19 protein-coding genes are annotated in these 22,551 nt (G+C 62.7%); 12 read left to right on the top strand and 7 right to left on the bottom strand.

Annotation, left to right across the window (positions count from 1 at the left end; genetic code table 11):
* Window positions 1-60 precede the first annotated feature (60 nt).
* The gene (locus tag phaeop14_RS18860; RefSeq protein WP_096790601.1) at window positions 61-672 is read right to left on the bottom strand and encodes a helix-turn-helix domain-containing protein; all 612 of its coding nucleotides are present in this window, start codon (window positions 670-672) and stop codon (window positions 61-63) included.
* A gap of 165 nt (window positions 673-837) precedes the next feature.
* Between phaeop14_RS18860 and lpdA the strand changes: the two genes are divergently transcribed.
* The 8 genes from lpdA to phaeop14_RS19940 all read left to right on the top strand — a co-directional run bounded on the left by lpdA (window position 838) and on the right by phaeop14_RS19940 (window position 10,780).
* A complete protein-coding gene (gene lpdA, locus phaeop14_RS18855; protein ID WP_096790600.1) occupies window positions 838-2,220 on the top strand; it encodes a dihydrolipoyl dehydrogenase in 1,383 nt (460 codons plus the stop codon).
* A gap of 37 nt (window positions 2,221-2,257) precedes the next feature.
* A complete protein-coding gene (gene lipA / locus phaeop14_RS18850; protein WP_096790599.1) occupies window positions 2,258-3,226 on the top strand; it encodes a lipoyl synthase in 969 nt (322 codons plus the stop codon).
* Window positions 3,227-3,375: 149 nt separating this feature from the next.
* Window positions 3,376-4,752 (top strand): alanine/glycine:cation symporter family protein, encoded by a 1,377-nt coding sequence (locus tag phaeop14_RS18845; protein ID WP_096790598.1) that lies wholly within the window; start codon window positions 3,376-3,378, stop codon window positions 4,750-4,752.
* A 78-nt stretch (window positions 4,753-4,830) separates the two neighbouring features.
* Entirely contained in the window at window positions 4,831-5,928 is a 1,098-nt protein-coding gene (gcvT, locus tag phaeop14_RS18840) for a glycine cleavage system aminomethyltransferase GcvT (protein WP_040182211.1), read from the top strand.
* A gap of 18 nt (window positions 5,929-5,946) precedes the next feature.
* A complete protein-coding gene (gcvH, locus tag phaeop14_RS18835) occupies window positions 5,947-6,312 on the top strand; it encodes a glycine cleavage system protein GcvH (RefSeq protein WP_014876560.1) in 366 nt (121 codons plus the stop codon).
* Window positions 6,313-6,412: 100 nt separating this feature from the next.
* Window positions 6,413-9,268 carry an aminomethyl-transferring glycine dehydrogenase gene (gcvP, locus tag phaeop14_RS18830; protein WP_040182214.1) on the top strand — a complete coding sequence of 952 codons (2,856 nt, stop codon included), beginning with the start codon at window positions 6,413-6,415 and terminating at the stop codon, window positions 9,266-9,268.
* 89 nt (window positions 9,269-9,357) lie between these two features.
* Window positions 9,358-10,401 carry a helix-turn-helix domain-containing protein gene (locus phaeop14_RS18825; RefSeq protein ID WP_040182216.1) on the top strand — a complete coding sequence of 348 codons (1,044 nt, stop codon included), beginning with the start codon at window positions 9,358-9,360 and terminating at the stop codon, window positions 10,399-10,401.
* 145 nt (window positions 10,402-10,546) lie between these two features.
* Window positions 10,547-10,780 carry a heme-binding protein gene (locus phaeop14_RS19940; protein ID WP_338090143.1) on the top strand — a complete coding sequence of 78 codons (234 nt, stop codon included), beginning with the start codon at window positions 10,547-10,549 and terminating at the stop codon, window positions 10,778-10,780.
* Between the two features lie 73 nt (window positions 10,781-10,853).
* On the opposite strand, the gene phaeop14_RS18815 is transcribed toward phaeop14_RS19940, so the two are convergent.
* The 5 genes from phaeop14_RS18815 to phaeop14_RS18795 all read right to left on the bottom strand — a co-directional run bounded on the left by phaeop14_RS18815 (window position 10,854) and on the right by phaeop14_RS18795 (window position 16,000).
* The gene (locus tag phaeop14_RS18815) at window positions 10,854-12,191 is read right to left on the bottom strand and encodes an NAD(P)/FAD-dependent oxidoreductase (protein WP_096790597.1); all 1,338 of its coding nucleotides are present in this window, start codon (window positions 12,189-12,191) and stop codon (window positions 10,854-10,856) included.
* Window positions 12,192-12,288: 97 nt separating this feature from the next.
* Complete coding sequence (locus phaeop14_RS18810; RefSeq protein ID WP_040171927.1) at window positions 12,289-13,047, bottom strand: iron ABC transporter ATP-binding protein; 759 nt, start codon at window positions 13,045-13,047, stop codon at window positions 12,289-12,291.
* Window positions 13,044-14,045, bottom strand: coding sequence for an iron chelate uptake ABC transporter family permease subunit (locus phaeop14_RS18805; RefSeq protein ID WP_244905869.1), 1,002 nt, complete (start codon window positions 14,043-14,045; stop codon window positions 13,044-13,046). The genes phaeop14_RS18810 and phaeop14_RS18805 overlap by 4 nt, the downstream gene beginning before the upstream one ends.
* Window positions 14,038-15,042: an ABC transporter permease gene (locus phaeop14_RS18800; RefSeq protein WP_096790631.1), complete on the bottom strand. Its 1,005-nt coding sequence runs from the start codon at window positions 15,040-15,042 to the stop codon at window positions 14,038-14,040. Before phaeop14_RS18800 ends, phaeop14_RS18805 begins: the two co-directional genes overlap by 8 nt.
* Entirely contained in the window at window positions 15,035-16,000 is a 966-nt protein-coding gene (locus tag phaeop14_RS18795) for a siderophore ABC transporter substrate-binding protein (protein ID WP_096790596.1), read from the bottom strand. Before phaeop14_RS18795 ends, phaeop14_RS18800 begins: the two co-directional genes overlap by 8 nt.
* A 269-nt stretch (window positions 16,001-16,269) precedes the next feature.
* Here phaeop14_RS18795 and phaeop14_RS18790 point away from each other — a divergent pair, with 269 nt between their 5' ends.
* The gene (locus phaeop14_RS18790) at window positions 16,270-18,264 is read left to right on the top strand and encodes a TonB-dependent receptor plug domain-containing protein (protein WP_096790595.1); all 1,995 of its coding nucleotides are present in this window, start codon (window positions 16,270-16,272) and stop codon (window positions 18,262-18,264) included.
* Between the two features lie 198 nt (window positions 18,265-18,462).
* Window positions 18,463-18,762: a DUF2218 domain-containing protein gene (locus phaeop14_RS18785; protein ID WP_096790594.1), complete on the top strand. Its 300-nt coding sequence runs from the start codon at window positions 18,463-18,465 to the stop codon at window positions 18,760-18,762.
* A 32-nt stretch (window positions 18,763-18,794) separates the two neighbouring features.
* On the opposite strand, the gene phaeop14_RS18780 is transcribed toward phaeop14_RS18785, so the two are convergent.
* Entirely contained in the window at window positions 18,795-19,901 is a 1,107-nt protein-coding gene (locus phaeop14_RS18780) for a Fic family protein (RefSeq protein ID WP_096790593.1), read from the bottom strand.
* Between the two features lie 478 nt (window positions 19,902-20,379).
* On the opposite strand from phaeop14_RS18780, the gene phaeop14_RS18775 reads away from it, so the two are divergent.
* Entirely contained in the window at window positions 20,380-21,171 is a 792-nt protein-coding gene (locus phaeop14_RS18775; RefSeq protein ID WP_244905868.1) for a helix-turn-helix transcriptional regulator, read from the top strand.
* Window positions 21,172-21,308: 137 nt separating this feature from the next.
* Complete coding sequence (locus tag phaeop14_RS18770; RefSeq protein ID WP_096790591.1) at window positions 21,309-22,511, top strand: helix-turn-helix domain-containing protein; 1,203 nt, start codon at window positions 21,309-21,311, stop codon at window positions 22,509-22,511.
* Window positions 22,512-22,551: the final 40 nt, after the last annotated feature.

The raw sequence follows: 22,551 nt of genomic DNA, 5'->3' as shown, positions 1-22,551 counted from the left end.
GCCCCGCCAATGCGCGGGCGGCGTTTTTGTGGCGCGTGATCTGGTGCCAGCAGACGGGGATTAGTCCAGCGAGACCCAGAGGACATGCGCGTCATCTTCGCTGGTTGATACGCAGCAATGGCCCATGCCGCTGTCATAATAGACCGTATCGCCGGCCTTCATCGGCAGCGGGCGGTAGTGTTCAGTATAAAGGATCAGCTCCCCGCTGATCACCAACATGAATTCCTCGCCGCTGTGGCGGATCCAAGTTTCGAACTCCGACACATCCCGCGCCTTGATCCGGCTGAAATAGGGCAGCATCCGTTTGCTGGTCAGCTCGGTACACAGCAGCTCATGGTCGTAGGTCTCGGTTTCCTGATGCTCACCCTGACCCTTGCGGGTGTAATCGCGCCGACCGGAAATATCGCTCTTGGCGGATTGCACAAAGAGCTGCGGTGTCTGCAGATCCAGCGTCTGCATCAGGCGGCGAATGATCTCGAAACTGGGGCGGGTCTGGTTGTTCTCGATCTTCGACAGGGTGGAGCGACCGATATTGGCGGCCTTGGCCGCCTCCTCCAGCGTCAGGCCCATTTCCTTACGCGAATCTCGAATCATTTTCCCCAGCGCATCGCCGTCCGGGGCCTCGGCAACCTCTGCAACGGGGGCGCCGTCTTCCGGATTGATGGGTTCCATTGGCGGGCAATCTCCTGAATTTCCCAATGTTTAACTCCCTCTCAGACACAGGTCAAAGTTTCTATGTGAAACCAATAGTTGCTTATGGTGGAAAAGTTTCTTAAAGGAAACTCATGGGGGAGTTAGGGACATATGTTCCCTGACAGACAAACTGGAGGGCGGGCGATGAGCCTATATGACCTGATCGTTATTGGTGGTGGCCCGGGCGGCTATGTTGCAGCCATTCGCGCGGCTCAGCTGGGGCTCAAGGTGGCCTGTGTCGAAGGACGCGGAACCCTCGGCGGCACCTGTCTGAATGTCGGCTGCATCCCCTCCAAGGCGATGCTCTCCTCCTCCGGAAAATACGAAAGCCTGTCGCATCTGGCCGGTCACGGGATTGCGATTGATGGCGCCCGGCTGGATCTGGACGCGATGATGGCGCGCAAGGACAAGATTGTCGGCGATCTCACCAAGGGCATTGCCTTCCTGTTCAAGAAAAACGGCGTAGACCTGATCGAAGGCTGGGCCAGCATTCCCGCCGCGGGTCAGGTTCAGGTCGGCGACGACATCCACGAGGCCAAGAACATCCTGATTGCCACGGGTTCCGAACCCACCCCGCTGCCGGGCGTCGATATCGACGAGGGCGACGTGGTGTCCAGCACCGGCGCGCTGACCCTGCCAGAGGTGCCCAAGCATCTGGTGGTGGTCGGTGCCGGTGTCATCGGGCTGGAGCTGGGCCAGGTCTGGTCGCGTCTTGGTGCAAAGGTCACTGTGGTCGAATACCTCGACCGGATCCTGCCGGGCATCGACGGCGAAATCGCCAAACTGGCACAGCGCGCCCTGTCCAAACGGGGGCTGAAGTTCCAGCTGGGCCGCGCGCTGAAATTCATCGACCGCAGCGAGGATGGCCTGACCCTGACGCTGGACCGCGTCGGCAAAGACAAGGAAGAGCATCTGGTCGCTGATAAGGTGCTGGTCGCCATCGGGCGCCGCCCGGTGATCCGGGGTCTGGGGCTGGAGGCGCTGGGTGTTTCCGTCAATGCGCGCGGCTTTGTCGAGGTGGATGAACGTTTCTCCACATCTGTCGAAGGGATCTATGCGATTGGCGATTGTGTGCCCGGCCCGATGCTGGCGCATAAGGCCGAAGAGGACGGCGTGGCCTGTGTCGAGATGCTCGCCGGTCAGGCGGGGCATGTGGATTACAACACCGTCCCCGGCATCGTCTATACGGATCCCGAGGTGGCATCGGTTGGCAAGACCGAAGAGGCGCTGAAAGAGGCGGGCACGGATTATATCGTCGGCAAATTCACCTTCATGGCCAATTCCCGCGCCCGTGCGCAGGGTGAAACTGACGGCGCGGTCAAAGTGCTGGCAACACCCGAGGGCCAGATCCTGGGCGCTCATATCTGCGGCGCACATGGCGGTGATCTGATCGCCGAATTGGTGCTGGCGATGACCAAAGGCGCCACCGTTGGTGAGGTAGCCGCCACCTGCCACGCGCATCCGGCGATGGCCGAAGCGGTGAAGGAAGCCTGCCTTGATGCCATGGGTCGGGCCATTCACGCCTGATCGCTGTCAGATCTCTCGCCCTGAGGAGGTACCCCAGATGAACGTCCCGATGCCGCGGCTCCGCCACCCGGAAAAGTCGAAAAAGGCCGATAGCGAGATTCCGCGTAAGCCGAAGTGGATCCGCCGCAAGAAAATCGAGAGCGCCGAGTATTTCGAGACCCGGCGTCTGATGCGGGACCACAATCTGACCACCGTCTGCGAAGAGGCCGCCTGCCCCAATATTGGCGAATGCTGGTCCAAACGCCACGCCACCATGATGATCATGGGGGAGGTCTGCACCCGCGGCTGTTCCTTCTGCAACGTCTCCACCGGCCGCCCCGATGCGCTGGACGCCTTTGAACCCGGTCGCGTGGCCTTGGCGGTGAAGAAATTGGCGCTGCGCCATGTGGTGATCACCAGCGTTGACCGCGACGATCTTGAGGACGGCGGCGCCGAACATATCGCCCAGACCATCCGCGCCGTGCGCCACCAGACCCCCGACACCACGATTGAGGTGCTGACCCCGGATTTTCTGGGCAAGGGCAACGCCGCCGAGATCGTGTTTGAGGCCGCGCCGGATGTGTTCAACCACAATCTGGAAACCGTGCCGCATCTCTACCCCCGTGTCCGTCCCGGCGCGCGCTACTACAGCTCGCTGCGCCTGCTGGATGACGCCAAACGCGCCAATCCGCAGGTGTTCACCAAATCCGGCCTGATGGTTGGCATGGGCGAAACATTGGAAGATCTGCGTCAGGTGATGGACGATCTGCGCGCCGCAGATGTCGATTTCCTGACCGTGGGCCAATATCTGCAGCCCACCCCGAAACACCATCCGATTGATCGCTTCGTCACCCCTGAGGAGTTCGAGCAGATTGAGCGGATGGCCCGAAGCAAAGGGTTCCTGGGGGTCTCGGCGACACCTCTGACCCGCTCATCCTTCCACGCGGATGAGGATTTTGCAGCGCTGAAAGAGGCCCGGAACCGGCAGCTCACCAGCGTCAATGCAGGGGGAGACAGCACAGCGTAAACCCCCGCATTTGGGGTCTGCCCCGCGGCTGGTCGGTCGCGGCAGGAGGGGCGGAACCCAGAAAATGACTTGTCACCGGTCGCGAACCGCAGCAAAGGCCGGGACAGGCAATCTAAGGCCAGAGAATACCACCTAAAGGGAGGAAAAATATGGAAGTTCTGAATTCAATTGTGGGCTATATCAACGAGATCGTCTGGGGCCCGCTGATGCTGGTCCTCATTCTCGGCGTTGGCCTGTTTTTGCAGGTCGGGCTGAAGCTGATGCCCATCCTGCGCATCGGCACCGGCTTTGCGCTGCTGTTCAAAGGCCGCGAGGCGGGCGACGGCGAAGGCCAGATCACCCCGTTTAACGCGCTGATGACCGCGCTGTCCGCCACCATCGGCACCGGCAACATCGCCGGCGTTGCAACCGCTGTGTTCCTCGGCGGTCCCGGCGCGCTGTTCTGGATGTGGATGACCGCACTCGTGGGCATGGCCACCAAATATTCTGAGGCCGTGCTGGCGGTGAAATACCGCGAGCAGGACGATCAGGGTAACTATGTCGGTGGCCCGATGTATTACATCAAAAATGGTCTTGGCCAGAAATGGGCCTGGCTGGGCTTTGCCTTTGCCCTGTTCGGCGCAATTGCGGCCTTTGGGATCGGCAACGGCGTGCAGGCCAACGGTGTGGCGCAGGTGCTGGAAACCAACTTTGGCTTCAACCCGTCCATCACCGGTATCGTGCTGATGGCGCTGACCGGTGCCGTGATCCTTGGCGGCATCACCCGCATTGGGGCTGTGGCTGGTAAGCTGGTGCCGTTCATGGCAGTCAGCTACATCACCATCGGTCTGTTGGTGCTGATCATCAACGCCGACCAACTGGGCAACGCATTGGGTCTGGTTTTCACCTATGCCTTCACCCCCTCCGCTGCTGAAGGTGGCTTTGCCGGTGCCGCTGTCTGGGCCGCGATCCGCTTTGGTGTGGCGCGTGGCGTGTTCTCGAACGAAGCCGGTCTGGGCTCCGCTCCGATTGCGCATGCCGCAGCTGAGACCAAAGGTCCGGTAAACCAGGGTCTGATCGCGATGCTGGGCACGTTCATCGACACCATCATCGTCTGCTCCATCACCGGTCTGGCGATCATCGCCTCCGGCGCCTGGACGTCGGGCGAAAGTGGTGCCGCGCTGACCTCGCTGGCGTTTGAAACCTCCCTGCCCGGCTTTGGCGGCTATGTGATTGCCATCGCGCTGTCGATCTTTGCCTTTACCACCATTCTGGGCTGGTCCTACTATGGCGAGAAATGCGTCGGCTACCTCTTGGGTGCCAAGGTGCTGATCGGCTACCGTGTGCTGTGGATCGTCGCGATCTACTTCGGGGCGACTGCTGATCTGGGCTTCATCTGGCTGCTTGCAGACACGCTGAACGCCATGATGGCGATCCCGAACCTGATCGCTCTCGCCCTGCTGAGCCCGGTTGTCTTCAAGGTGACCAAAGAGTTCTTTGCCTCCAACGGGCAGACCGAAGAGCCGAGCAAAGGCGCGGCAGAATAACCAAAATCAACCTACATCGGGGCGCGGCAGGCGTCGCGCCCCGGTTCCTTTCACATTCCAATTCAAGGGCAAGACGCTATGACCGACGCGCCGAAACGTACTCCGCTCTATGACCTGCATGTCGCCCTCGGCGGCAAGATGGTCGACTTTGCCGGCTGGGAAATGCCGGTCCAATACCCCATGGGCATCATGGGAGAGCACAAGCAGTGCCGCGAGAAAGCTGCGCTGTTCGATGTCAGCCACATGGGTCAGGTGATCCTGCGCGGCGACAACGTCGGCGAGAAACTGGAAGCGATCTGCCCGCAGGCCTATGCCACCCTCAAGGAAGGCAAGGCGCGCTATGGTTTCTTCACCAATGAAGACGGCGGCATCATGGATGACCTCATCGTCTCCAACGCCGGCGACCATTATTTCGTGGTGGTGAACGCGGCCCTGCGTCATCAGGACATCCCCCACATGAAGGCGCATCTCGACGGCGTCGAAGTGACCGAGATCTTCGACCGCGCGCTGGTGGCCGTTCAGGGCCCCGCCGCCGAAAATGTAGTGGGCGATCTGTGCCCTGCTGCCCGTGAGATGAAGTTCATGGAAACCATCGTCGCTGATATCGACGGTGTGGAATGTCGGCTGTCGCGCCTCGGCTACACTGGCGAAGATGGCTATGAGATTTCCATCCCCGATGCAGACGCCGAACGCATCACCAAACTGTTCCTGGCCCATGAGGATTGTGAGCCGGCCGGTCTGGGCGCGCGGGACTCCCTGCGTCTGGAAGCGGGCCTCTGCCTCTATGGCAACGATATTGACCAGTCGACCTCTCCGATTGAGGCGTCGCTGGCCTGGGCGATCCAGAAACGCCGCAAGGAAGAGGGCGGTTTCCCCGGTGCTGACCGCATCCAGAAAGAGCTGGCCGAAGGCGCGGCGAAGAAACTGGTCGGGATCAAACCCTCCGGGCGCGCCCCTGCCCGTCAGCACGTTGAGATCCAATGCGCCGAAGGCAACACCATTGGTGAGATCACCTCTGGCTGTTTTGGCCCCACCGTCGGCGGCCCGGTCGCCATGGGCTATGTCGCGGCCCCGCACGGCAAGGTCGGCGAACAGGTCAAACTGATCATTCGTGGCAAGGCCCATGACGCAGAAATCGTCGCCCTGCCCTTCGTCACCCAGAATTACAAACGCTAAGCTCCAGGAGTACCCGAGATGACCACCTATTATTCCGAAGATCACGAATGGATCACCGTCGAGGGCGACACCGCCACGCTCGGCATCACCAAACACGCAGCTGACCAGCTGGGCGAAGTTGTCTTTGTCGAGCAGCAGGACAGCGGTGAAGAATTCGAAAAAGGCGGCGAGATCGGCGTCATTGAATCAGTGAAAGCGGCGTCGGAAATCTACGCGCCTCTGGATGGTGAAATCACCGCCGTGAACGAAGATCTGGCCGACAACCCCAGCGCCCTGAACGAAGACCCCGAAGGCGCGGCCTGGATCTACAAGATCAAGCTCTCCGACAGCGCCCAGCTGGAAGATCTGATGGATCTGGACGGCTACAAGGCCCTGATCGGCTGATCCTGCTGATGGGCCGGGCCGGCTGTCGTGCTGGCCCGATCCCTCCCTTGATTACCCGCCGGTATGGTCCGGTGGGACCACCACGAATTAGGACATTCCCATGGCCTTCAAACTGACTGATTACGAAGCCTACGACTTTGCCAATCGCCGCCACATCGGGCCCAGCCCGCGTGAAATGGCTGATATGCTGAAGGTGATCGGCTTCAACACCCTCGATGAGCTGATCGACGCCACCGTGCCGCCCGCCATCCGCCAGAAAGAGGCGCTGGACTGGGGCCCGGCGATGACCGAACGCGATGCGCTCTTCCACATGAAAGAGATCGCGGGCAAGAACAAGGTGCTGACCTCCCTGATCGGTCAGGGCTACCACGGCACCACCACGCCGGCCCCGATCCTGCGCAACATTCTGGAAAACCCCGCCTGGTACACGGCTTACACGCCCTACCAGCCCGAGATTTCGCAGGGCCGTCTTGAGGCGCTGTTGAACTTCCAGACCATGGTCAGCGATCTGACCGGCCTGCCGGTGGCCAATGCCTCGCTGCTCGACGAAGCCACTGCCGCGGCCGAAGCCATGGCGATGGCGCATCGCGGTTCGCGCTCCAAGGCGAATAACGCAGCCTTCTTCGTGGACAAGAACTGCCACCCGCAGACCGTTGCCGTGATCAAGACCCGCGCCGAGCCTCTGGGCATCGATGTTGTGGTTGCCGAACCGGCAGAGCTGGATGCCGGCGCCGTCTTTGGCGCGATCTTCCAGTACCCCGGCACCCATGGCCACGTCACCGATTTCAGCGACCAGATCGCCGCCCTGCACGAGCACAAGGGCATCGCGGTTGTGGCCGCCGACATCCTGTCGCTGGCGCTGCTGAAATCCCCCGGTGAAATGGGCGCGGATATCGCCATCGGCTCCACCCAGCGTTTCGGCGTTCCGATGGGCTACGGCGGCCCGCACGCTGCTTATATGGCGACTTCGGACAAGCTGAAACGCTCGATGCCGGGCCGGATCATCGGTGTGTCCATCGATGCCCGCGGCAACAAGGCCTACCGCCTGTCGCTGCAGACCCGCGAACAGCACATCCGCCGCGAGAAAGCCAACTCCAACGTCTGTACCGCACAGGCGCTGCTGGCGGTGATCGCGTCGATGTATGCCGTCTACCACGGTCCCGATGGCATCAAGGCGATTGCCCAGTCCGTCCACCGCAAAACCGCGCGTCTGGCCGCTGGTCTGGAAGAGGCCGGGTTCAAGGTTGAACCGGAAGTCTTCTTCGACACCATCACCGTCGAGGTGGGTCACCTGCAGAAAACCGTCATGGAAGCCGCTGTGCAGCGGGGCATCAACCTGCGCCGCGTCGGCGAAACCAAGGTCGGCATCTCGCTGGACGAACAGACCCGCCCCGAAACCATCGAGGCCGTCTGGGGGGCCTTTGGCATCGACCGCAAGGACGACAGCTCCAACAAGCAGTACCGTCTGCCCGAAGCCATGCTGCGCGACAGCGCGTATCTGACCCACCCGATCTTCCACAAGAACCGGGCCGAGGCCGAGATTACCCGCTACATGCGCCGTCTGGCCGACCGCGATCTGGCGCTGGACCGCGCGATGATCCCGCTTGGCTCCTGCACCATGAAGCTGAACGCGACCATCGAAATGATCCCGGTCACCTGGCCGGAATTTGGCAACCTGCACCCCTTCGTTCCCGAAGATCAGGCGCAGGGCTACCACCAGATGATCGACGATCTGAACGACAAGCTGTGCCAGATCACCGGCTATGACGCGATTTCCCAGCAGCCGAACTCCGGTGCGCAGGGCGAATATGCGGGCCTGCTGACGATCCGCAACTACCACGCCTCGCGTGGTGAGGCGCATCGCAACGTCTGCCTGATCCCGACCTCTGCCCATGGCACCAACCCGGCCTCCGCGCAGATGGTGGGCTGGAAAGTGGTTCCGATCAAAGCGGACGACAACGGCAACATCGACGTGGCGGACTTCCGCGAGAAGGCAGAGAAACACTCTGACCACCTCGCAGGCTGCATGATCACCTATCCGTCCACCCATGGCGTGTTCGAGACCACCGTTCAGGAGGTCTGCCAGATCACCCATGATCACGGCGGTCAGGTCTATATCGATGGCGCCAACATGAACGCGATGGTGGGTGTGTCCCGTCCGGGTGACATTGGCGGCGACGTCAGCCACCTGAACCTGCACAAGACCTTCTGCATTCCGCATGGCGGTGGTGGCCCCGGCATGGGTCCGATCGGCGTGAAGGCGCATCTGACCGAGCACCTGCCGGGTCACCCGGAATACGGCACCGCCGTGGGTCCGGTCTCGGCGGCGCCCTTCGGCTCGCCCTCGATCCTGCCGGTCAGCTGGGCGTATATCCTGCTGATGGGTGGTGCGGGCCTGACCCAGGCGACGAAGGTGGCGATCCTCAACGCCAACTACATCGCCGCGCGTCTGAAGGATGCCTATCCGATCCTCTACACGTCGGAATCCGGTCGTGTGGCGCATGAGTGCATTCTGGACACCCGTCCGCTGAATGACGAGGCTGGCGTCTCCGTTGACGATGTGGCCAAGCGCCTGATCGACAGCGGGTTCCACGCGCCGACCATGTCCTGGCCGGTGGCTGGCACCCTGATGGTGGAGCCGACGGAATCCGAACCCAAGGATGAGCTGGATCGCTTCTGCGAAGCCATGCTGTCCATCCGGTCGGAAGCGCAGGATATCATCGACGGTAAGATCGATGCCGAAAACAACCCGCTGAAGCACGCACCACATACGGTGCGCGATCTGGTTGGTGAGTGGGATCGCCCCTACTCGCGCGAGCAGGCCTGCTTCCCTCCGGGCAACCTCGGTGTTGATAAATACTGGCCGGCAGTGAACCGCGTCGACAACGCCTATGGCGACCGCAACCTGATCTGCACCTGCCCTCCGATGGAGGACTACGCAGAGGCGGCTGAATAAGCCTCCCTCCCAAGACCCGAGGTGTCGCCGGTCTCGACCGGCGGCCCTCCTGTCCGGACCAATCCACGTAGAGTACGAGAGGCAGACAGATGACCATCCACGCCCCGCGCCACGGCGACACCGATTTTGCCTTTGCCCATGGCCGCGCCTTGCGCCACATCGACGTTGTCCTTCCCGACGGCGCGCCGCGCTCCTCCGCCCAGATCATCCTCGATCTGTTCGAGGCCGCAAATGAGCTGCTGGACGGGGTGCAATACCGGGTGCGCATCTGTGGTCTGGATATGCTCTCCAGCGGTCCGGCCGGTGCCCGCCCCCGCTCACTGGTGGTGTTTCTCGGCGATATTCACAGCCGCTGGCAGCTGTCCGCAAAGGAGCGCGCCCGCGTCAATCAGGTGATGCGACTGGCCGAACGCAGCGCCTTTGTTGGTGGCGCGGTGTTCCTGCTGGATGCACTGGCCCGAGGCCAGGATCACGATCTGGCAATCCACCCGAATTTCCTTGCCTCAGCCGGGGAATGCAGTCTGCGTCAGGATCAGGACGGCGCCGCAACCGCTGTCTCCGGCACGGTGCATTCGGCGATCTGCAATTTCGCCACCCCGCGGATGCTGCTGGATATTGTTGCCGCCGATTGCGGACGGCTGGCCGCCGATGGCATGGCGCATTACCTTGGCCTTGATACCGGCAAACGCCCAACCAAAAGCCGCGTCGCCCTCAACCTTGAACAGAAATCCGCAGGCGATACGCTGATCACCCAATGTCTTGCGGTGATGCAGGACAACATTGAGGCGCCGCTTTCGGTCGCTGCCTTGGCCGAGAGCCTCAATGTCTCCACCCGCTGCCTGCAGCGTCGGTTTACCCGGCATTTCGACCGTTCACCGCTCAGCGTTTATCGCGCGCTGCGGGTGGAGCGCGCCCATCAGCTGCTGACCCAGACCGATATTCCGGTGCGCCAGGTCGCGGTCGCCACCGGGTTTGGCAGCTATCAGAGCCTCAGCCAGCACATCCGCGAAACCTATGGCCATTCCCCCGATGTGATCCGTCGCAGCGCCTTTCGCGGCGTGGCCCCGGAAACCATGCGCCCGCGCCGGTTTCGTCACGCCGAAACCGCGCAGGCGGACAGCCGGGTGATGTGAACGGACGGGCGCAAGCCGGGGGTGGTCCACCTCACCGCCCGGTTCTGACCGCTGCCGTGGCAGAAGCCGGCGCGAAAGCCGCGGTCGCCAAATGCGTCAAAGCTGAGCCTGTGGTCTCCGTCTCTGTTGTAGACGATCAGGGTGTCTGGTCTATTTCCAGCGCGGCGACGGCACCGGTGCCAATACGATCCACCCCCGTTTCCACAAGGCCTATACCTCTGCCAGCCTGAAGATTCCGACCTCGGTCCTGAACCAGGCGCCAGACGCCGACGGCTATAGCCAGCTTGGCAAGGTGGAAGACGGTATTCTGCTGCTCACCGGCGGGCTGCCGGTCCAAATATTGAGGGAGACTGCGGCGAGGTCGGCATCAAACAGGTGATGGACGCAGGCGAATAAGCGAGCCAGCACAGGGGCCGCGTCTGGGATACCCCCGCGCGCGGCCCCGCGTCGGATCAGATCCGATCCTTGATATGATACCAGCCAAAGGCAAGCGGCAGCGACAACCGCCGCCAGCGGCCCAGCTCAAACCGGCGCAGGGGGCGCTGCATCAGATCCGGGTGCGGTCGCTGGTGGCGCCCCAGCGCCTGATCGGCAATCAGCGCCCCGGCATAAGGCGCCATACAGACGCCGCTGCCATGATACCCAAGCGCCGCAAAGGCATTGTCCATCCCCGGTATCGCCCCGGCAAAGGGCACCAGATTGCGGGTCATGCAGATGAGGCCGGACCAGAAATGCTCTGTCTCGACCGCGCGCCAGGCCGGGAACATGCGGTCAAAATCGCCCCTCGCCTTCGCCTCGGTGGCGGCGATATTCGCCTCACTCACCCGAACCGAGCCGCGCAGCCCCAGCAACAGGCGACGATCCGGCAACAGGCGCAGATAATGCAGCAGGGTGCGGCTGTCACAGACCATCTGTTCGCTCCACCAGCCCTGATCAGCAATCTCCGCCTCGCTCAACGGGCGGGTCACCATGATATTGGACTGCACCGGCAGATAACGCCCCGCCAGCGCCCCGGGCAGGTCATCCGAAGAATAGCCATTGGTGGCAACCAGCAGATGCCGGGCGCGGACCTGCCCCGTCGGCCCCTGCAACAGATACCCGCCCGCCGCCGGGGTGATCGCCTGCACCGGCGTGTCGGAGAACATCCGCACCCCGGCGGCCTCCACCGCACGGGTCAGGCCCAGCACGAATTTCATCGGGTTCAGCGCAAATCCCACCGGCAGGTTGACCGCGCCGTGAAACTCCGGGCTGTTCAGCCCATGGGCGGCCATCTCCTCCTGCGGGATAAACTCATACGGCAGCCCATAGCGGCGGGTGTACTCCTGCCCATAGTCATGCAGCTCCGTCAGACGATCGGGGCGGTGGGCGACGAAGGTATAGCCGCGTGAATGGCGGTCCACCTCCAGCGCCAGCCGCTCGACATAGCGCTCCACCAGATCAACGGCGGCCCGCTCCGCTGCGAAAAACTGCTCCGCATCCGCCTGTCCGTAGCGGCGCAGGATCGCGTCATCCGCCAGTTTCGCGCTGCCAACCGACACCAGCCCGCCATTGCGCCCCGACGCTCCCCAGCCCGGGCGCTGCGCGTCCAGAAGCACCACATCGGCGCCGGCCTCCGCCAGTGTCAGCGCCGCCGACAACCCGGTGTAACCGCCGCCAATCACCGCAAACTCTGCCGTGACCTCGTCCCGCAGCGGCGCATAGCGTGGCGCCGGATCCGGTAGGAAACGGTCCCAATACCGCGCGCTGATAGGCCGGTCGGTATAGGCAAGGGGTTCGTAAATACGTCTCATCCGGGCGCGCCATCACAATAAGGTCCTGCCCCGGATCTATCCGCACCGGCCCCGGTGCAGTCAATCCCGCGCAGAAGCCTTGGGCAAGTCGGCGGCGTCAGCCGTGATAGCAGGCAATGGGGCGGCCTTCGACCTCACGCAGGGCAACCGGCGTCTGATAAAGCGCGCTGAGGCTTTCGCTTGTCGCCACCTCCGCCATCGGTCCGGCAAAGGCGACGCGGCCCCCGGCGAGGGCCACAACATGATCGGCCCAGCTGATCGCATAGTTGAGATCATGCAGCACAATCACGATGCTCTTGCCGCGGGTATCCGCGAGATGCCGCAGCTGCGCCATCAGGTTGCGCGCGTGGTTGAGATCGAGATTGTTAAGCGGCTCATCCAGCAAGAGCCAATCGGTGTCCTGCGCATAGGCCATCGCGATGAAGGCCCGTTGCCGCTGACCGCCGGACAGCTCATCCAGGAACCGGTCGCGCAGATCCTCCAGTTCAAACAGCGCCAGCGCATCGGCAATGGCGGCCTGATCCTCCGCCCCCAGTCGCCCCCGGCTGTGCGGCCAGCGCCCGAAACCCACAAGATCGCGCACCCGCACCCGGCTCGCGACGTCCAGCTGCTGACCGACCACCGCCATTCGGCGCGCCAGCTCCTCCGGCTTGATACTGCGCAGATCACATCCCGACAGGCAGACCCGCCCCCAGCTGGCCGTCAACTGCTGCGCAATCAGCTTCAGCAGCGTCGATTTCCCGGCCCCGTTCGGACCGATCAGCGCGGTGATCTGACCTGCGGGCAGGCAGGCATCCACCGTGTCCAAAATCGGTTTGTCTGCCAGTGTGAACGACAGGCCCGTCACATCGATCATCTCAGTTTTCCTCTCATCAGCAGCAGGATGAACAGCAGGCCACCGCAGAATTCAATCACGATCGCAAGGCTGGACTGCAGCTGCAACAGCCGCTCAAACAGGGTTTGCCCGGCGACCAGAACAATCGCGGCAATCAGCGCCGAGGCGGGCAGCAGCAATGCGTGCCGATGGCTTTGCATCAGGCTGTGGGCGAGGCTGGTGACCAGCAACCCGAGAAAGGCAATCGGCCCCACCAGCGCTGTCGAGACCGAGACCAGCGCAGCAATAATGCACAGCAGCTGCATTTGCAGCCGGTCGTATCTGACCCCCAGACTGCGGGCCTGATCGCGTCCCAATGCGGCCACATCCAGTAGCGCCGCACGCCGCAGCAGCCAGAGCGTCGCCAACAGGGTCACCCCCGCAGCGGCCAGCAGCGCGCCACGGTCGATGCTGCCGAACTGCGCAAACATCCGCGTCTGCACCACCGCAAAGGCCGAGGGATCCATCAGCCGTTGCAGAAACACCGCCAGAGTGCGCAGCAGGACCGCGATCACCACACCCACGAGGATCATCAACTGGATGTCACCACGGGTGCGCCGCAACAGGCCGGTGAACAACACCAGCGCCGCCACCATCATCACGCCGGCATTCAGCAGAAACCCGGCAAACCCCGAGAGCTGCGCCATCGACGCCAGCCCGAACATCATCACTAGGACCGACTGCATCAGCAGAAACAGCGCATCAAATCCCATGATCGAGGGCGTCAGAATCCGGTTGTTGCTCAGCGTTTGAAACAGCACCGTCGCAAGGCCAATGGCCGTACCAACGCAGATCAGCCCGGCCAGCTTTGTTGCGCGCAGCTGCAGGATATAGGCTGACGGCGCCCCGTCGGACCACGGCAACCCCCAGCTGATGAAACTGGCAGCCGCCCCAATCAGCAGCCCCGCCAGCACCAGCAACCGGCGGTCCAGCGGCGCCCGCCGCCGCCCTCTCATGCGCCACAGAGCTGCCTCAGCCATGGGCGGGCCGTCGCAGCAACATCACCAGAAACAGCGCCGCCCCAAACAGTCCGAAAACCGTGCCAGCCGGGATCTCGTAAGGGGCGCGCAGCAGTCGGCCCAGCATGTCGCAGATCAGCAGCAGCCCGGCCCCTGTCGCCGCCACCACCGGCAGGCTGTCACGCAGATTGTCCCCCATGATCCGTGACACCAGATTGGGCACCACCAGCCCGACAAAGGGCAGCACCCCAACGGTCACGATCACCAATGCCGACACCAGCGACACCACCACCACGCCAAAGCCAAGCACCTGCCCGTAACGCAGGCCAAGCCCCCGGCTGGCCATCTCGCCCAGCCCGGCAATGGTAAATTGATCCGCCACCAGATAGGCCAGCCCCGCCAGCAGCCCGGCCAGCCACAACAACTCATACCGCCCAGACAGCACGCCGGAGAATTCGCCGCTCATCCAGATCGCAAGATATTGCAGCAGGTCGGCCTGAAACGCGATGAACCCGGCAGCGGCGGCCAGAATGCCGCCATAGACCAACCCCACCAGTGGCACCAGCAGCGGTTGCTGCGGAGGAATGCGCCGGGCCAGGGCCAGAAACACCAGCGTGCCCAGCAAAGCCGCCACCGCCGCACATAACATCTTGGTAAAGATCGGCAGCGCCGGCGCCAGCAGGGTTGCCCCCAGCAGCCCCAGCATGGCCGCCTCATTGGTGCCGGTGGTGCCCGGTTCGACAAAGCGGTTGCGCACCAACAGCTGCATAATCACCCCGGCAACCGCCATCGTGGCGCCGGTCAGGATCACCGCCAGCGTGCGCGGGATGCGGCTGATCAGCAGCAGCTGCGCCGCCTCTGGGTCCTGCAACAGCGCCAGCGGTGAGGTCTGATTGACCCCGATCACGCAGCTTAGCCCTGCCAGCAGCATCAGAACAAACAGGCACAGGCAGATCGCACCGCGTGCGGATCTGCCCGGCCTGCCCAGTCCGCTTATTGATCCCGTGGCCTCAGCCACCGGGCGCAAAGCCTGCACGGATCTGCTCTAGCGTGGCGGTCATCGCCTGGATGCCACCGCCCGCAATGTAGATCGCAGCGGAGTCGAGATAGATGACCTGCCCTTTTTTCCAGGCCTCGGTTCCGGTCACCAGCGCATTGTCCAACGTGGCCGCGGCGGCCTGATTGTCCTGACCGATGGCGCTGGCCCGGTCGATGACAATCAGCCAGTCGGGGTTGGCCTGCGCGATATATTCAAACGAAATCGCCTCACCATGGGTTGCGGCTTCGGCTGCGTCACCAGAGGGTGCCTCCGGCTGCTCGATCACCGCCTCCGGCAGGTTGAGCGCGTCATGCAGCCAGCCAAAGCGGGACTGCGCGCCATAGGTGGTCACCTTCGGCCCGTTGGTCATCACGATCAGCGCCCGTCCGCGCCCGTCTACGGCAGCCCGCGTCGCCTCCAGCTTGGCCAGAAAAGCGGTCTCAAGGGCTGTCGCTGCCTCCCCGCGCCCCATCAGCGCGCCATAGCTGCGCAACCGCGACAATGCCAGATCGACGTGGCTGGCGCCCCAGATGGTCATATCAATGGTGGGCGCGATCTCCGACAGCGCCTCAACCTGACGGGAGGAGCGCCCACCCGCCACGATCAGATCCGGAGCCAGTCCTGCAATTGCCTCGAAATCCGGTTCAAACAGCGTCCCCATCGGCGCCGCCTCGGCCTGCTGCTTGTCCAGATAATCCACATAAAGCCGCGACGGCAGCCCCGCGATGGGCACCTCCAGCGCTGCCAGCGTGTCGACGGCGGCGATGTCCAGCACCACGATTTTCTGCGGCTGCGCAGGCAGCTCCCGTCGGCCCAACGCCGTCATGACAGGCACGGTGGCGCGGTCGGTCTCTGTTGTGGTCTGATCTGCCATGGCCGGACCGGCCAGTCCAAGCATCAGCGCAGCCGCCAGCTGCAATCGCGTCCATTTTGCCATCTGTTCAATCCCGTCATATGGATAACGGCTGGCAATCAGGCTGGCTCAAAATCGCCCGCTTGTTAGGCCGGGTGACGGCAAAAGTCCAGAGACCATTCCCGCCCGCACCCCGGCGCGCATGGCAGGTGACGCGGCGTCCGGGCACACGCCGAAAGATTATATTATCGCCCTGCTTGCACGGGGCCGCATTGCTCACTATGAGACCGACAGCCCCAAAGCGGGCGCAGCCAGGTTCCCCCAGCTAACACCAGTTTATCACGCGGGTTACCATGGCACATACCACAGCACAAAAATCATCCATCCTCCTGACCGGCCTGCTGTGCAGCACGGCCCTGACGGTGTTTTCCGCAACCAAAGGCCACGCAGAGGACGACGGCGTCCTGTCGCTGGATCCGATCATCGTGAAGCAGCGCGATGCCGATGGCGATGCCGCAGACCGCGCCACCGCCGTCTATGTCGCGGATGCCGAAATCGAGCGCGCCGCGATGGGCGATCTCAAGGATCTATTTGCGGGCATCGCCTCCGTGTCGGTCGGCGGCGCCATTCCCGTGGCACAGAAAATCTATGTCAACGGGATCGACATGCTGAAGCTGGCGGTTCAGGTGGACGGCGTCAGCCAGAACAACCGCGTGTTCCACCACGCCAGCGCCAATGCCTTTGACCCCGGCCTGATGAAATCCGTGCGGGTTGATCCCGGTGTGGCCCCCGCCGATGCAGGCCCCGGCGCGCTGGCTGGCCGGGTGGTCATGGAAACCATCGATACCGAGGATATCCTAACCGAAGGCCAGGCCATTGGCGGCAAAACACGCCTCAGCTACGGCGAAAATGGCGATACCTTCGGCACCTCGCTGACGCTGGCGGGGCAGTCCAACGGGTTCGAAATCCTGCTTTATGGCAAGCGCATGACCGGTGACGATTACACCGACGGTGCCGGCAACATCGTAAACGGCACCCGCAGCGACCTGACGGCCGGCCTGCTGAAACTGGCCTATGAGACCGACACCGGGCACCGGTTTGAATTCTCCGGCCAGCAGATGCAGGACACCGCCCTGCGCAACCGCCGCGCCAATTTCGGCACCGCCTCCTTCAACCCGCTGGACACCGTCTATGACACCAAACGCACCGTCTATTCGCTGCGCTATGAGACTGTGAACGGCGGCGGCAACTGGGATCCCTCCGCGACCATCGGCTTTTCCGAGACTGAGATCGGCAGCATTGGCACCGCCGAGACCAGCGTGGGTGTGACCCGGACCTATTCCGCGACTTTCCAAAACCGTTTCCACCTGTCGGAAAGCGACACCATCACGGCCGGGATCGATTTTCAGGACCAGAAAAGCTCCGCCAGTGGCGACTATTGGGGCGCCAACCGCCCCTCCGAGACCAGCCAGACCATCGGCGTCTTTGCACAAGCCCGCCTGGAACCCAGTGACCGGCTGAAGGTCTCCGCCGGTCTGCGTTATGACTGGAACGCCTTCACCGGTCAGGATTTTGGCCAGAGCGGCCGCCCCTATGAGCAGGACAGCTCCGGGCTGAGCGGCAATCTCTCCATCGTCTATGACGTCAATGATGCACTGTCGCTGCGGGCCGGCTATTCCAACGTCTTTGGCGGCATCGGGATTGAGGATAACTTCCTGTTCTACCGCGACTGGGATTACTCCGCCCTGAAACCGCGCCGTGCCAGCAATGTGGTGGTCGGTGCCGACTGGCAAAGCGGCAATTGGACCCTCGGCGGCGAAGTGTTCCAGACCAAGATCGACGACACCCGCGATGTCGCAGGCCCGACAGTGACCAGCTATGATTTTGAAAGCCGGGGCTACAATCTGGGTGCCACCTATGGCTGGGACAGCGGCTTTGCGCGGCTGACCTTCACCGACAGCGAAACCCGCGTCAACGGCGCCGCCACCTCCAGCTATTACGTGCTGGATTCCGGCGCCCCGATCGGGCAGGTGCTGGCGCTTGAGGTGCAGCAGGAACTGCCACAATGGGACCTGGTTGTTGGTGGCCATATTGATGCGGCCTTCGACTACGACCAGCAGCTGAATGAGGCTGACGCCACAACCAAGCTGGAAGGCTACGAGGTGCTGAACCTGTTTGCCGAATACCGCCCGGCGGCCTACGACAACGTGACGATCCGCGCCGAGATCAACAACGTATTTGACCGTCAATACGCCGACCGCGCCACCTATGGCGGCGACTACCCCGGCTTTGCCACGCTGAAAGAGCCGGGCCGTTCCGTCTCGCTGGTGGCCAATGTCTCCTTCTGAGGCAGCGGCCTGATCGCCTGCGCTCTATAACCTGCGGGCGCGCTTTTTCTATGGGCGCGCCCGCGTCGGCAAGAACACATCCTGTAGATGATGCTGGCCTGTCCCCGGCACCGCGCATGCCCTTCTGAAAATTGGCTTGCACCGCGTGGGCGAAACCTTATCTTTCAAATCTGATAGAAAAACTAAGGATTATGCCAGATGCTCACGGATAGCGGCCATTTCGACACGCCCAATGCCTCCAAATACCTGCAACAGCTGTGCAAACATTTCGCCCATAAGGTGGCCGTCACCCATCACGAGACCACAGGCACCGTGGCTCTGGGCATGGGGCCTGCGACCCTGACCGCCGAGGATCAACAGCTCCGCGCCGTGGTCACCGCCCCCACTGCCGAAGAGCTGGATCATGCCCGTCAGATCATCGACAACCACCTGAAGCGCTTCGCCTTTCGCGAAGATTTTGAGGCGATGGCCTGGGCCTCTGCTGTTGCCCCTGCCTGACCATAGGTCAGACATATAAACCTGACCACAGATCAGAACTGAACCGCATACGCGGTGGAGCGCCCGCCGGCCTCCATCCGGGTCACCACACCCGCCGCTTCCAGCGCGCGCAGATCGCGGGTGGCGGTGGCCGGAGAGGTCTTGGTGATCTTGCGATAGGATTTGGCGCTTAGGCCGACCGCCAGCCGCTCCGGCCCCTGCTCAAACAGCAGGCGCAGCGCATGAGCCTGACGTTCGTTCAGCACCGGTGCAAAACGCAGAAAGAACTGATTGCGGCGCAGGATGAACGCCGCCTCCTGCCGTGCTGAGGCCGCGGCCCGCGTCAGCGTGCGCAGAAACCACAGCACAAATTCGGTGGCGTCGATTTCAGCCGCGCCAGTGTCCGGATTGCCCCCGGCCCGCTCCCTGCGCCCGGCCTGCAACGCCTCATAATAGGCCTTCTTGTCCCGCTCCACCTGTCGCGACAGCGAAAACGGCAATGCGCGGTTGCGGGCAAACACATGTTCGATCAGGGCGCGCCCAATACGGCCATTGCCATCTGACAGCGGGTGAATGGATTCAAACCACAGATGCGCCAGCGCCGCCTTCACCGCCACCGGCACCCCCTGATCGGCATTCAGCCAATCAAGGAACTGCGCCATCTCTGCCTCCAGCCGCTCCGGCGGTGGTGCCTTATAGAGAACGTCACCCGGCCCCGCCGTGGCGGACCGCACGATCTCCATTTCGAACCGCCGCCAGCGGCCCAGATCCTCCACCTCCATGCCGGTGAACAACAGACGGTGCCAGGTCAGGATCCGGGCGCTGTCCAGCGGCTGATCGGCCTTGCGCGCCGTCAGCATCAGTTCAGCCACCGCATCCGTGCGCCGCGAGATCGCCGCCCGGTCGCGATGGCGCAGCGAGGCCACAACCGAGGCCTCGATCTCGCTGGCATCCAGCGCCACCCCTTCGATCCCGAAGGAGGCCATCGCCTCCTGCACGATCTGGCGCAACAGCAGATCCTCTTGTTCCTGCGGCGCAAGCCCATGCACAAGCCCCGTCACCTCGCCCACCGCCTCGGCGGCGCGGGCCAGTTCCGGTTCAATACGTGCGTGGTCATAGCCAAATCGCGGCCAGGACGACGTTTGCCAGATCTGTGACATGAGGAGATTGGCGCCCTTATTCAAATCAATATTAACATCAATATGATCTGAATACGCTCTCTAATCAAGTCACCGTAGCGAGGAAGGGGTCACGCGGAGAGACTGCCAACACTGGAAAACTGCCGCCAATTGGCCGTGGCCTGCCCCCCGGCGAGCGATGCCACGGCCCTGGCAGTGGTGAAGGCCGCTAAATTCGCCCCTCCCCTGCGCCTCCCCCGACCATACGCCATGCGGAAATGCGACGTCTGGACAGGCCCATCAGGCTTTGCTGTCTTTGCCCCGCCGCGCACCGGCCTCACACCAAAAGCACGGTCTAACAAAAACAAAAGGATGCCCCGCCACTCACAGCAGGTCACCAGAACCGCGTGCGCCCTCAGCCGAAGCAGTCCGAGAATCGGCGCGAGGTGCACGCAACACCTTGGCCAAGCTAGCAATGGCGCGGGGCAGGTGTTATCCCTTAACATTAGGGGGTATCTCTGTGGATTGGACCGACATCGACAGTCTGGAACGCTGCAACAGCACCGATACGCTGTGGGCGCAGGCCTTGCGGATCTTTGCCACCATGGGCTTTGACTATGCCATCTACCTCACCGTGGAGGGCGATCGCAGCCATCCCCATATCCACACCAACCTGCCGCAGATCTATGAGCAGCTGCCCAGCCATCAGGATCCGTTTCTGGATCACTGCTGCAACAGCTATGAACCGCAGTTCACCGGCACGGAATTCCTCTCCGACCATCCCTATCTGGGGGCCGAGGAACGGGCCTTCATCCAAGAGGCCTCGGTCAAGACCGGGTTTCGCGCCGGCATCGCCATCCCGGTGCGGCTGCAGGGGTCAGATCGGTTTGGAGGTTTCAACCTTGGCACCGCGCAGACCCGCGACAGCTTCATCGCGCATGTGGCGGGCAAGACTGACAGCCTGCGGTTTCTCTGTCTGATCATTCACCGCCGCATGGAGGAGCTGCGCCAGAGCACCCCCACCCCTCATCCAGCCGAACCGGATGCGGAGGCCGCCGGATTTGACCGATCCTTGATCGCGCCGCCCCCGGCCGCCCTAACCCGGCTCAGCCCGCGAGAACGGGAGGTGCTATATCTGTTCAGCCAGGGCCTCACCTCCAAGGAATGCGCGGCGGTCTGCAAGATTTCACCGCATACCGTGTCGGAATACGCCAATTCCATCTACCGCAAACTGAACGTCCGCAACCGGGTCGAGGCGATCCGCGTGCTCGCTGCGGCAGAGCGTACCCCGGACCACGACGCCCCGCTCTAGCCCGCCGCCAAGACCCATCTTCGCCCCTGTCCGGCGTTCTTCCCTGCTGGCAAGGACAGGGATACCGCCCGCAGATCTGTCCCTTGCCGCCGCCCACTGCTAAAGCCCTGAGAGGGATTTTGAGGATCGGGCGCGCGATGGTCGACGATAAATATCTGCTGGCCTTGTCGGCGTTTCACCTTGGCATGGCGCTGTTCTGCACCAATCAACTGCTGCTGCACCAACGCCACCAGCGCGTCTATGTACCGCTGGCGCTGTTCTTCGTGACCCAATCGGTCAGCGAAATACTTGTCATCGTGGATTTGGTGGTCGCCGATGAGGCCTATGATTATCTGATTTCTCGGTTCAACAGCCTGCATGTGCCCGCTGTCTTTGCTCAGCCGCTGTTGCTGTGGCTTTATGTCCGCGCCCTCACATCGGAGGATGACGGCCCGCCGATCCGCCAAAGACTCTGGCATGCGGTGCCCATCCTACTGGCGATCAGCATGGTGGTGCTGTTCTGGACCATTCCGAAATCCCTGTTCGCCCAGAACGATCTGGAGTTCGCCGACCTCAGCCAATACATCCAGGCGATCCTGATCTACTTCCAACTGGTCGAGATATTGTTCTACATTCAGGTGACGCTCTATCTGATATTGATCATGAAAATGCTGTCGCGATATCGCGCACGGCTGAAGGATCTGTTTGCCACCACCGAGGATCGCGAGCTGACCTGGGTCTGGTGGATCACCACCACCGTCGGCGCCTATCTTCTGATCAGCATCGCCGAGATCCTCGCCGACCTCTTCGAAATTGAGATGTTCCAGCTGTTCAGCGACGCCTCCGACCTGACCAATGGGCTGACCAGCCTTGCCATCACCTGGGTGATCGGCATCTGGGGGGTGCGGCAACAGCCAGGTCTGATGCCCAAACCCGGTGGCGACACGCCGCCCACCACCGACCGGGAGCTGGCCGCCGCAAAATACGAGCGCTCCGCCCTCACCGATGATCACGCGGCCCGCATCGCCACCAAGATCGAACGCGCCATGACCAAGGATATGCTCTACCGTGATCCCAACCTGTCGCTCTGGGATCTGGCCAAACATATCAGCGTGACCTCGAACTACGTGTCGCAGACGCTGAATATGACGCTGCAGTCGAATTTCTTCGACTACGTCAACAAATGGCGCATTCAGGACGCGGTGACGCAGCTGCATGACACCGATGAAACCATTCTGGTGATTGCGCATGATGTCGGCTTCAATTCCCGCTCGTCTTTCTACAACGCCTTCAAACGCGAGATGAACACCACCCCCTCTGCCCTCAGGGCCAGCCGCGCCGCCGCAGATCCGGGGCGGTGATGGCGCGCGCCGGGGCGGTACCATCACCGCCCCGCCCCGC

The sequence above is a fragment of the Phaeobacter piscinae genome (genome assembly GCF_002407245.1).
In the GTDB taxonomy this organism is placed as follows: domain Bacteria; phylum Pseudomonadota; class Alphaproteobacteria; order Rhodobacterales; family Rhodobacteraceae; genus Phaeobacter; species Phaeobacter piscinae.
The sequence above is the reverse complement of the archived record's forward strand: the minus strand, read 5'-3'. Positions and strand labels throughout refer to the sequence as shown.